At 60.6% G+C, this 10,361-nt stretch carries 11 protein-coding genes; all 11 read left to right on the top strand.

Translation table 11 applies throughout. The features are described from left to right. The first annotated feature begins 797 nt into the window (after positions 1-797). The 11 genes from mnmG (at position 798) to PAN31108_RS11555 (ending at position 10,312) form a co-directional block, all read left to right on the top strand. Positions 798-2,780: a tRNA uridine-5-carboxymethylaminomethyl(34) synthesis enzyme MnmG gene (gene mnmG, locus PAN31108_RS11605; protein ID WP_150668997.1), complete on the top strand. Its 1,983-nt coding sequence runs from the start codon at positions 798-800 to the stop codon at positions 2,778-2,780. Positions 2,781-2,792: 12 nt separating this feature from the next. Beyond that, positions 2,793-3,470 (top strand): 16S rRNA (guanine(527)-N(7))-methyltransferase RsmG, encoded by a 678-nt coding sequence (rsmG, locus tag PAN31108_RS11600; RefSeq protein WP_150668996.1) that lies wholly within the window; start codon positions 2,793-2,795, stop codon positions 3,468-3,470. Between the two features lie 5 nt (positions 3,471-3,475). Then, entirely contained in the window at positions 3,476-4,048 is a 573-nt protein-coding gene (locus PAN31108_RS11595; protein WP_246183897.1) for a lipocalin family protein, read from the top strand. A gap of 191 nt (positions 4,049-4,239) precedes the next feature. Next, positions 4,240-5,010 (top strand): ParA family protein, encoded by a 771-nt coding sequence (locus tag PAN31108_RS11590; protein WP_150668994.1) that lies wholly within the window; start codon positions 4,240-4,242, stop codon positions 5,008-5,010. 27 nt (positions 5,011-5,037) lie between these two features. After that, positions 5,038-5,937: a ParB/RepB/Spo0J family partition protein gene (locus tag PAN31108_RS11585; RefSeq protein WP_150668993.1), complete on the top strand. Its 900-nt coding sequence runs from the start codon at positions 5,038-5,040 to the stop codon at positions 5,935-5,937. A gap of 99 nt (positions 5,938-6,036) precedes the next feature. Then, complete coding sequence (locus PAN31108_RS11580) at positions 6,037-7,167, top strand: SLC13 family permease (RefSeq protein WP_174994941.1); 1,131 nt, start codon at positions 6,037-6,039, stop codon at positions 7,165-7,167. A gap of 243 nt (positions 7,168-7,410) precedes the next feature. Continuing rightward, on the top strand, positions 7,411-7,914 hold the full coding sequence (locus PAN31108_RS11575) for an ATP synthase subunit I (protein WP_150668992.1): 504 nt from the start codon (positions 7,411-7,413) through the stop codon (positions 7,912-7,914). A gap of 70 nt (positions 7,915-7,984) precedes the next feature. Then, positions 7,985-8,833: a F0F1 ATP synthase subunit A gene (atpB, locus tag PAN31108_RS11570; protein WP_150668991.1), complete on the top strand. Its 849-nt coding sequence runs from the start codon at positions 7,985-7,987 to the stop codon at positions 8,831-8,833. A gap of 83 nt (positions 8,834-8,916) precedes the next feature. Beyond that, positions 8,917-9,183, top strand: a complete 267-nt coding sequence (gene atpE, locus PAN31108_RS11565) for a F0F1 ATP synthase subunit C (RefSeq protein ID WP_044457493.1) — start codon at positions 8,917-8,919, stop codon at positions 9,181-9,183. 125 nt (positions 9,184-9,308) lie between these two features. After that, positions 9,309-9,779: a F0F1 ATP synthase subunit B gene (locus tag PAN31108_RS11560; RefSeq protein WP_150668990.1), complete on the top strand. Its 471-nt coding sequence runs from the start codon at positions 9,309-9,311 to the stop codon at positions 9,777-9,779. A 2-nt stretch (positions 9,780-9,781) separates the two neighbouring features. Then, on the top strand, positions 9,782-10,312 hold the full coding sequence (locus PAN31108_RS11555; protein ID WP_150668989.1) for a F0F1 ATP synthase subunit delta: 531 nt from the start codon (positions 9,782-9,784) through the stop codon (positions 10,310-10,312). The last annotated feature ends 49 nt before the right edge of the window (positions 10,313-10,361 follow it).

Raw genomic sequence — 10,361 nt, 5'->3', positions numbered from 1 at the left:
CGGTCGTCCATTGGAAATCCGCTTGGCGAAGATTGCCGGTGCCCTGACGGAGTGACTTTAAGTTGGAACGTAGTCAGAGTGCCGGCGATCTTCGCTGCCCGGAAGCGAAGAAGAGTGAGAGAGTTGTTGGCGGGTGTGGTGTTTGAGGGAGGCGTGAGCCCCGTGTAAATCAAATCAGTCGTTCCCTCGGAATGTTTCACGTGAAACACCCACCGAGACTGCCATCGGTCGTCCATTGGAAATCCGCTTGGCGAAGATTGCCGGTGCCCTGACGGAGTGACTTTAAGTTGGAACGTAGTCAGGGTGCCGGCGATCTTCGCTGCCCGGAAGCGAAGGGGAGTGAGAGAGTCGTTGGCGGGTGTGGTGTTTGAGGGAAGCGTGATGCCACCGGTGTAAATCAAATCAGTCGTTCCCTCGAAATGTTTCACGTGAAACACCCACCGAAACTGTCGTCGGCCGTCCTTTGGAAATTCGCTTGGCGAAGATTGCTGGTGCCCTGACGGAGTGACTTTAAGTTGGAACGTAGTCAGGGTGCCGGCGATCTTCGCTGCCCGGAAGCGAAGAAGCGTGGGAGAGTCGTTGGCGGGTGTGGTGTTTGAGTGAGGCATGAGGCCAACACCGCGTAGATCAAGTCAGTCGTCCCGATAGACGTTTCACGTGAAACAGTCCTCAAAACCGTCGCTTTCCACGCACGTTCCACGTGAAACAACGGTGCGGTTACAAATGATGCATCGCAATACCGCTATAATTCCGCAATTACCGAATCCAGAGAGTTTGCCGCCAGCGGCAATATTGCGATGCTTTATCCGACCGAGTTTGATGTGATCGTGGTGGGTGGCGGCCATGCCGGCACCGAGGCTGCGCTCGCCTCGGCCCGCATGGGCTGTAAGACACTGCTGCTCACCCACAATATCGAGACGCTCGGCCAGATGAGCTGCAACCCCTCCATCGGGGGCATCGGCAAAGGCCATCTCGTCAAAGAAGTCGATGCACTCGGCGGCGCCATGGCGGCCGCCACAGATGAAGGCGGTATCCAGTTTCGTATACTGAATTCCTCCAAAGGCCCCGCCGTTCGTGCGACCCGCGCACAGGCCGATCGCCTGCTGTACAAGCAAGCCATTCGCCATCGACTCGAGAATCAACCGAATTTATGGTTGTTCCAACAAGCCGTTGAAGATCTTATCGTCGAGGGCGAACGCGTCGTCGGCGCCATCACGCAGGTCGGGCTGCGCTTCCGCGCCCGCGCTGTGGTGCTGACCGCCGGAACATTCCTCGACGGCAAGATCCACGTTGGGCTGAACAATTACGTTGGCGGTCGTGCCGGTGATCCGGCCGCCATCACGCTATCGGCTCGGCTCAAAGAATTGAAGCTGCCGCAAGGACGACTGAAAACCGGTACCCCGCCGCGTATCGACGGCCGCTCCATCGATTTCTCCGTGCTCGAAGCCCAGCCCGGCGATCTCGATCCCGTGCCCGTTTTCTCGTTCCTCGGCCGCCCGGAACAACATCCGCGCCAAGTGCCGTGCTGGGTCACGCACACCAACGAACGGACCCACGACATTATTCGTGGTGGCCTCGACCGATCGCCGATGTACACCGGCGTCATCGAAGGCGTCGGGCCACGCTATTGCCCGTCGATCGAAGACAAGATTCATCGCTTCGCCGACAAGACCTCGCACCAAATCTACCTGGAACCCGAAGGTCTGACCACCAACGAGTTCTACCCGAACGGCATCTCCACCAGCCTGCCTTTCGACGTGCAGCTGGAACTCGTTCGCTCGATGAAGGGCATGGAGAACGCGTATATTCTGCGTCCCGGCTACGCCATCGAATACGACTACTTCGATCCGCGCGGCCTGCGCAGCTCGCTTGAAACCCGGGTCATCTCCGGGCTGTTCTTTGCCGGGCAGATCAACGGGACGACCGGCTACGAAGAAGCCGCCGCCCAAGGCCTGCTCGCCGGTATCAATGCGGCCCTGCAAGTGCAGGGCCGTGAGGCCTGGTGCCCGCGCCGCGATCAGGCTTACCTCGGCGTGCTCGTCGACGATCTCATTACCCGTGGCGTGTCCGAACCGTATCGCATGTTCACCAGCCGGGCGGAATATCGCCTGTCGCTGCGTGAGGACAATGCCGATATGCGGTTGACGGAAGTGGGGCGGCAGCTCGGCGTCGTCGACGACGTTCGTTGGGAAGCGTTTTGCCGCAAACGCGACGCTGTTTCACGTGAAACAGAACGTCTCAAATCGACATGGGTGAATCCGAAAACCTTCCCGGCGGAAGATTCGGTGCCGCTGCTCGGCAAGGCCATCGATCACGAATACTCGCTGGCCGATCTGCTGCGTCGTCCTGAAGTCGGGTACGACGCGCTGATGGCAGTGCAGGGCGGTCGTCTGGCTCCGCAGGCGGCATTGTCCGACGATCCGCTGCAAGCGAGCCTGATTCGCGAACAGATCGAGATCGCTGTGAAGTACCAGGGCTACATCGACCGTCAGGCCGATGAAATCGTGCGCAAGGAAGCCAACGAGAACACCGTGTTACCCCCGACGATCGACTACAACGATGTGCGTGGCTTGTCGATCGAGGTGCGTCAGAAACTCAACGCGCAGCGTCCGGAAACACTGGGTCAGGCTTCCCGGATCTCCGGGGTAACGCCTGCCGCGATTTCGTTGCTGATGATCCATCTGAAAAAGGGGCTCGGTCGCCGTCGTGCGCCGGAGCAAGCGAATGCCGATGCCAATGTTGCCACCGACGGCGACACTGGCGGCAAGCACGCTGCCTGACGCGGAGACCTCATGACTGCTCCGCGTCATGCCGCGCAAGGCGGCAACGAACTGGCTACGCTGCTGGCCGACGGCATCGAGCGACTCGGCTTGTCGATCGAGCCAGCACAGCAGGCACGTCTGCTCGACTACCAGAGGTTGCTCACGAAGTGGAACGCTTCGTTGCAGATGACCTCGATCCGTGACCCGCAACAGATGGTCATCAAGCATCTTCTCGATTCGCTCTCGATTCTGCCGCGTCTGGATCGCGAGCCGATTTCACGTGTGCTCGATGTCGGCTCCGGCGGTGGGTTGCCAGGTGTCGTGCTTGCGATCGTGCGTCCGGACTGGCAGGTGACGGTCAACGACATCGTGCATAAAAAAACCGCTTTTCTCACACAGGCCCGCGCAACATTCAGGCTCACCAATCTTACGGTCGTGACCGGCCGCGTCGAATCGCTCGTCGTCGGCAAGGAAGTGCCTGCGCCGTTCGACGCCATCGTGTCGCGTGCGTTTGCCGAACTGTCTGATTTCGTCACGCTCGCCCGCAACTTGCTGGCGCCCGAAGGCAGCTTTTGGGCAATGAAAGGTGTGGCCGCCGAGCGCGAGTTAGCATTGCCCGAGGGCTGCGAACTCGTCGAACGTCTGGCGCTGGATGTGCCATTTCTCGACGCCGAGCGTCATCTGCTCCGCGTAAAGGTAACGGGATGACTCGAATGACTCGTTGGACCGGCGCAGTGATGGTCGGATTGTCGGTGGTGGCAGCGGTGGCGTGGGCGCAATCCGGTCAGGAATCGCTGACCACACGCGTGCGCCCCGTACCGAACATCGATAAGTCGCGCTATGTCGGCACATGGTACGAAATAGCACGCTATCCGAATTTCTTCGAGCGAAAATGTGTGTCGGACGTGACGGCGGAATACGTTGCGCGATCCGACGGCAAGATCGAGGTAACGAACAAGTGCCGCAAGGAAGACGGTGCATGGGCGAGCGCCTCCGGAGTGGCGCGTACCGACGGGCAGGGCACCGGCACGGCACGTTTCAAGGTAACGTTCGCGCCGGACTGGCTGCGCTGGATTCCCTGGCTTTGGGCGAACTACTGGGTTATCGTGCTCGACGGTGACTATCAGTATGCCGCCATTGGCGAACCGAGCCGCGAGTATCTCTGGATTCTTTCGCGCACGCCGAAGATCGACGACGACACGCTGAATCAAATGCGTGCCCAGTTGCGCAAGCAAGGATACGACACCGACAAGCTGGTGTTGACGCCGCAAAAGGCCGCGCCCTGAGCACTCCGCGCCGGCGTCTCCAGCATCGGACGACACGCGGCATCGGGCAATAACTGAGCTTTGCTCAGGTAATCGAATCAGCGGGATGCTTGCGAAGCGGGCAGACGGACACTTCGCTTTTCGCCGGTGGCATCCCGGCATCATCTGCATCAATCGCATCAACACGGCAGCAATCGGAGGACTACATCGGCATGGCGAAAATTTTCTGCGTGGCCAATCAGAAGGGCGGCGTCGGCAAGACGACCACCACGGTGAACCTCGCTGCCGGACTGGCGTCGCACGGGCAGCGTGTCTTGTTGGTCGACCTCGATCCGCAGGGCAACGCGACGATGGGCAGCGGTATCGATAAGGCCGCGCTCGAGACGAGCGTGTACGAAGTGCTGGTCGACGGCATCGATGTGAAGACGAGCGCACAGCACTCCGAGTCGGGAAGTTACGACGTGCTGCCGGCAAACCGGGAACTGGCGGGCGCCGACGTGGAGCTCGTCTCGCTGGAAAATCGCGACACGCGTCTGAAGCAGGCGCTGGAGAAGGTCGACGGCGATTACGATTTCGTCCTCATCGATTGCCCCCCGACACTCTCGCTGCTCACCCTCAATGGCCTGTGCGCCGCGCATGGGGTGATCATTCCGATGCAGTGCGAGTACTTCGCGCTCGAAGGGTTGTCCGATCTCGTCAATACGATCAAACAGGTGCACGCGAATCTGAACCGCGACCTGAAGGTGATCGGCTTGCTGCGCGTCATGTTCGATCCGCGCATCACGTTGCAGCAGCAAGTGTCCGAGCAGCTCAAGTCGCACTTCGGCGACAAGGTTTTCAACGCGATCATTCCGCGCAATGTGCGACTCGCCGAAGCGCCGAGCTACGGCATGCCGGGCGTCGTCTTCGATCCCGCTTCACGCGGTGCGAAGGCGTATCTGGACTTCGGCGCGGAAATGATCGCGCGCATTCAAACTATGTAAGGCGCATTCGCGCAGGAACGCATTGTCATGGCGACCAAGACCAACGCACTGAAAAAAAAGGGCCTGGGCCGCGGCCTCGAAGCGCTGCTGGGCGCGCACGCCGATAACCATAACGGCGCGGCGCAGGCGAGTGCCGAAGGCGCACCTTCGGTGATGGCGCTCGAACGCCTTCAGGCAGGCAAGTACCAACCGCGAACGCGTATGGACGAAGGCGCGTTGCAGGAGCTCGCCGCGAGTATTCGCGCGCAAGGGCTGATGCAACCGATTCTGGTGCGTCGCGTCGATGGTGAGAAGTACGAAATTATTGCGGGCGAGCGACGTTTTCGCGCAGCCCGCATCGCGGGACTGACCGAGGTGCCCGTGCTCGTGCGCGAGGTGCCCGATGAAGCCGCCGCCGCAATGGCGCTTATCGAAAACATTCAGCGCGAAGATCTGAATCCGTTGGAAGAAGCGCAGGGCATTCAGCGCCTGCTCGGCGAATTCAACTACACGCACGAACAGGCCGCCGAGTCGCTCGGACGTTCGCGCAGCGCGGTGTCGAACCTGCTGCGTCTGCTCAATCTCGCTCATCCCGTGCAGACGATGTTGCTCGCCGGCGATCTCGACATGGGACATGCCCGTGCATTGCTCTCCGTCGACGCCGCTACGCAGATCACGCTGGCGAATCAGGTGGTGAACAAGCGCTTGTCGGTGCGCGACACCGAGCGCATCGTGAATGCATCGCTCAAGCCGCAAGGCGACGGCATTCGTCGTCGTTCGGCGGAAGAGGGCGGACGCGATGTCACGCGCCTCGAAGAAGAGTTGTCGGATCTGCTCGCGTCCAACGTCAAGATCAAGGTCGGCCGCAAAGGCGCCGGGCAACTGACGATCGAATTCGGCAGCCTCGATGCGCTCGACGGTATTCTCGCGCGCATTCGCGCAGAGTAATTTCGGTATCCTGATTCATTCTCCGTGAGCGACACGAACGATCCGGCAGACGCGGCACGCACGGAAAAGGTGACGGCCTCGACAACGTCCACAACCTCGATAGTGTCCCGCGTTGCACGTGCTTTACGTGCGACGTACGAGCGGGTGCGTGACGATCGGGTACTGCTCATTCTGCTCGCGGGTTTCGTCTTCCTCCAGATCGCGAAGCCCGCGAGCGTTGGCGAGTTGTTCGCGCGCATCGATCGTCAAACGATCCTGACGCTCGCCGGATTGCTGATGCTCACCCGCGCGATCGATCAGAGTGGCTTTCTCGACTGGCTCGCACAACGCTTGCTGCGTGCGTTTCGTACCGAGCGGCGGCTCGCGTTGCTGATGGTGACGTTCGCCGCGGCACTCTCCACGTTGCTCACCAACGATGTTGCGCTCTTTGCCGTCGTGCCGCTTGCGCAGTCGCTCGCGCGCATCGCACCGGTTCGCATCGAGCGACTGATCATCTTTCTCGCGCTGGCCGTCAATGCCGGCTCCAGTCTCACGCCGCTGGGCAATCCGCAAAACCTCTTCCTCTGGCAAAGCAGCGGCATGGGCTTCGGTGCGTACGTCCTCATGATGACGCCGATCACACTCGCGCTCATGGCGCTGTTGCTCGCAATATGCGCGTTCGCGTTCGATTCGCGCGCGCTGCATTTCCAGCGACAGGGGCCGCGCCACGACGTGCGCTGGCCGTTGTTGTGGATCGCACTGGCGTTGTTCGCCGCTTTCGTCACGCTCGCGGACCACGGCTTCGCCGCATGGGCATGTGCGGGTGTCGCGGCGGTGCTGCTCGTTGCGCGGCGCAATGCGGTGCTCGGCATCGACTGGTTGCTGCTGGCGATCTTCGTGCTGATGTTCGTGGTGCTGCGCGGCGTCGCCGGTTTGCCGGACGTGCGCGCGGCGCTGGGACATCTGGATTTCTCCAGCCCGGTCATGGCCTACGGCGTGGCGGCCGTGTTGTCACAATTCATCAGTAACGTTCCGGCAGCGATCCTGCTCGCCGAGTACACGCAGAACTGGCCGGCGCTGGCCCACGGCGTGGCCGTCGGGGGCTTCGGATTCGCGGTGGGATCGCTGGCGAACCTGATCGCATTGCGCATGGCGAAATCGGAAAAGATCTGGCGGCACTTCCATTATCTTTCCGTTCCGTTTTATCTGATGGCACTGCTAATTGGGTTCGTGGCTCTGAAATGGGTTTGATCGCGCGCAGAACGTAGGTCAGTTGCGGGGATTGTGCGGCGTTTGCGCGTCATGTCGCGCTGCACCATGAGGAAAATCGCGCTCCGTGAGAGTTGGCGCCAAATCGAAGCATGCACTGTGCAGTTTCGGCGAATTTGTTGCGCGTTTAGATTGACTGGCCTTCGTAATTTCCCGTAAAATCTCGCGGGTTTAACTGCTTGAAGAGCCCATTCGTTTGCACGAGTCGGGTGGGGAGGCAACGAGATGACCGATAAAACACGGTCGAACTTGGAACCGAAACCGCAAGCGCCGGCACATGCAACACCAGAGGTTTGGGACGACGAGCAGCAGCCAGAAATCATCGTTCCGCTCACGCGTGCGCAGGCCGAGCGCCTGTTCGGTCCCGATGTGGGGCGCGCATCCCGTGTGACTCCATTCAGGGTGGTGGGAGCCCAGGTGCTGTTGTCGCTGATTGCGGCACTGGCCTGGTGGATACTCTCGGCATCGCCAGGAAACGCGGCGTTGTCAGCATGGCTGGGTGGAACGATAGGTTGGATCCCGGGCGCGTTGTTTGCGCTGCGGCTAAGAATTTCAGGTGATCGTCTCTCCGTTGGCGCTTTAGTGACGGGGGAGGCGATCAAGGTGGCAACGACGATTGCGTTATTGGTGGCGGTGGCGTTCGCTTTTCCCGGGGTTCACTGGGTCGCGCTGCTGGTCACTTTCGTGCTTACGCTCAAGGTCTATTGGCTTGCGATGGCACTGAAGTAGCGGTGGAAATACCGCTCACGCGTCGACACGCTACCGTGTGCGGATTTTCATAATTGGGTGTTTGATCGCTATGTCAGTAGAAGCCGGCCACGCTCCGAACCCGTCGGAGTACATTTCGCACCACCTGCAAAACCTCGCGAGCTCGACTCAGACTAGCATCGTCGATTTCTCGATCATCAACTGGGACACGATGTTCTGGTCGATCGCGATGGGCGTTCTGGGCTGCTTCGTGCTGTGGATGGCTGCGCGCAAAGCCACGGCTGGCGTTCCGGGCCGTTTCCAGGCTGCGGTCGAAATGCTCGTGGAAATGGTCGAAGACCAATCGAAGAGCATCGTGCATGGCAATCGTACCTTCATTGCACCGCTCGCGCTGACCGTGTTCGTCTGGGTCACGCTCATGAACTCGCTGGACTTGCTGCCGGTCGATCTGCCGTCGAAGGTGATCGAGTGGGTGGGTCTGGGTTCCATCATCACGCATCACCGCATCGTGCCGACGGCCGACCTGAACGGCACGCTCGGTATCTCCGTCGGTGTGCTCATCCTGATGCTGTTCTACAGCTTCAAGATCAAGGGCGCAGGCGGCTTCATGCATGAGCTGTTCACCGCGCCGTTCGGCAACCACTTCCTCCTGTGGATTCCGAACCTGCTGCTCAACATCATCGAATTCTGTGCCAAGACCGTGTCGCTCGGTATGCGACTGTTCGGCAATATGTACGCCGGCGAACTGGTGTTCCTGCTGATCGCTCTGCTGGGCGGTATCTGGAGCTTTGGCGCGGATGCGTCGGTGCTGGGTTTTGTCGGTCACGTCATTGCCGGCACCGCATGGGCGATTTTCCACATCCTGATCGTGTTGCTCCAGGCGTTCATCATGATGATGCTGACGCTGGTGTATATCGGCCAGGCGCACGACCATCACTGATCGGTCGTTGCGGAAGTTACGTTTTTCGGTTTTTCCAGTTTTTCAAATTCAAAGTTTCAAGTCTCTAACCAAAAGGAGTAATCATGCAAGCTTTCATCGCCAACATCCAGGGTCTGACCGCCATTGCTATCGGCATCATCATCGGTCTGGGTGCTATCGGCGCCTGTCTGGGTATCGCGTTGATGGGTGGTAAGTACATCGAAGCGTGCGCCCGTCAGCCCGAGCTGATGAACCCGCTGCAAACGAAGATGTTCCTGCTGGCCGGCCTGATCGACGCTGCATTCCTGATCGGTGTGGGCGTTGCCATGCTGTTCGCCTTCGCGAACCCGCTGCTGTCGCGCCTCGCTTAAGTTTCTTTCGGCCGGTCGCGCTTTGACCCGCGCGGCCAACTGGACATGAACGGCGCGCCCAAGCCAGCAGGCACAATGGGGCGCGCTGTTTTGCCAATCGACTCGCATCACCGAAAGGAAACACCGTGAACATAAACGCAACTCTGTTCGCGCAAACCGTCGTGTTTCTGATCCTGGCATGGTTCACGATGAAGTTCGTGTGGCCGCCGCTGATCAAGGCTATCGACGAACGCGCGAAGAAAATCGCTGACGGTCTGGCTGCCGCCGATAAGGGCAAGGCTGAACTCGAGGCCGCCAACAAGCGCTCCACGCAAGCGCTCGCGGACGCCCGCGACGAAGGCGCGAAGCGTATCGCCGACGCTGAGAAGCGTGCGCTGGCAGTGGCTGACGAGATCAAGGCGCAGGCGCAAGCTGAAGCCGCTCGCATCATCGCCAACGCCAAGGCCGAAGCCGAGAATCAGGCCGTCAAGGTCCGTGAGACGCTGCGCGAAGAAGTTGCCGGTCTGGCCGTCAAGGGCGCCGAGCAGATCCTGAAGCGTGAAGTTGACGCCAAGGCCCACGCCGACCTGCTGAACCAACTCAAGGCAGAGCTCTGATCATGGCCGAACTCGCAACCATCGCTCGTCCGTATGCCGAAGCGTTGTTCCGCGTGGCCAAGTCCGGCGATCTGAATCGCTGGTCGCAGCTCGTGCGCGAACTGGCGCAAGTGGCAGCGCTGCCCGAAGTGGCCAATCTGGCCGACGATCCGAAGGTCTCGCCGGCGCAAGTCGTCGATGTGCTGACCGCCGCCGTGAAATCGACCGACGCCGAAGTGCGCAACTTCGTCGCCGCTGTGGTCGAGAACGGCCGTCTGGCTGCCATGCCGGAAGTCGCCGAACAGTTCGAAGCGTTGAAGAACGCTGCTGCCGGCTCGGCAGACGCCACGATCGAAAGCGCCTTCCCGCTCGAAGGCGAGCAATTGACCTCGCTGGTCAAGGGCCTCGAGCACAAGTTCGGCTGCAAGCTCAACCCGAGCGTGACGGTAGACCCGTCGCTCATCGGCGGCGTGCGTGTGGTGGTTGGCGACGAGGTGCTGGACACTTCGGTGCGCGCCCGCCTGGCGGCTATGCGGACGTCGCTGACGGCCTGAGGCCGGCGCGAGACGCCTGCGACGGCAAGAATTGAATATCAGGAGCACA

Origin of the sequence: Pandoraea anhela (assembly GCF_902459655.1) — a bacterium.
Lineage (GTDB): Bacteria > Pseudomonadota > Gammaproteobacteria > Burkholderiales > Burkholderiaceae > Pandoraea > Pandoraea anhela.
This window is presented reverse-complemented; position numbering and strand designations above follow the sequence as displayed.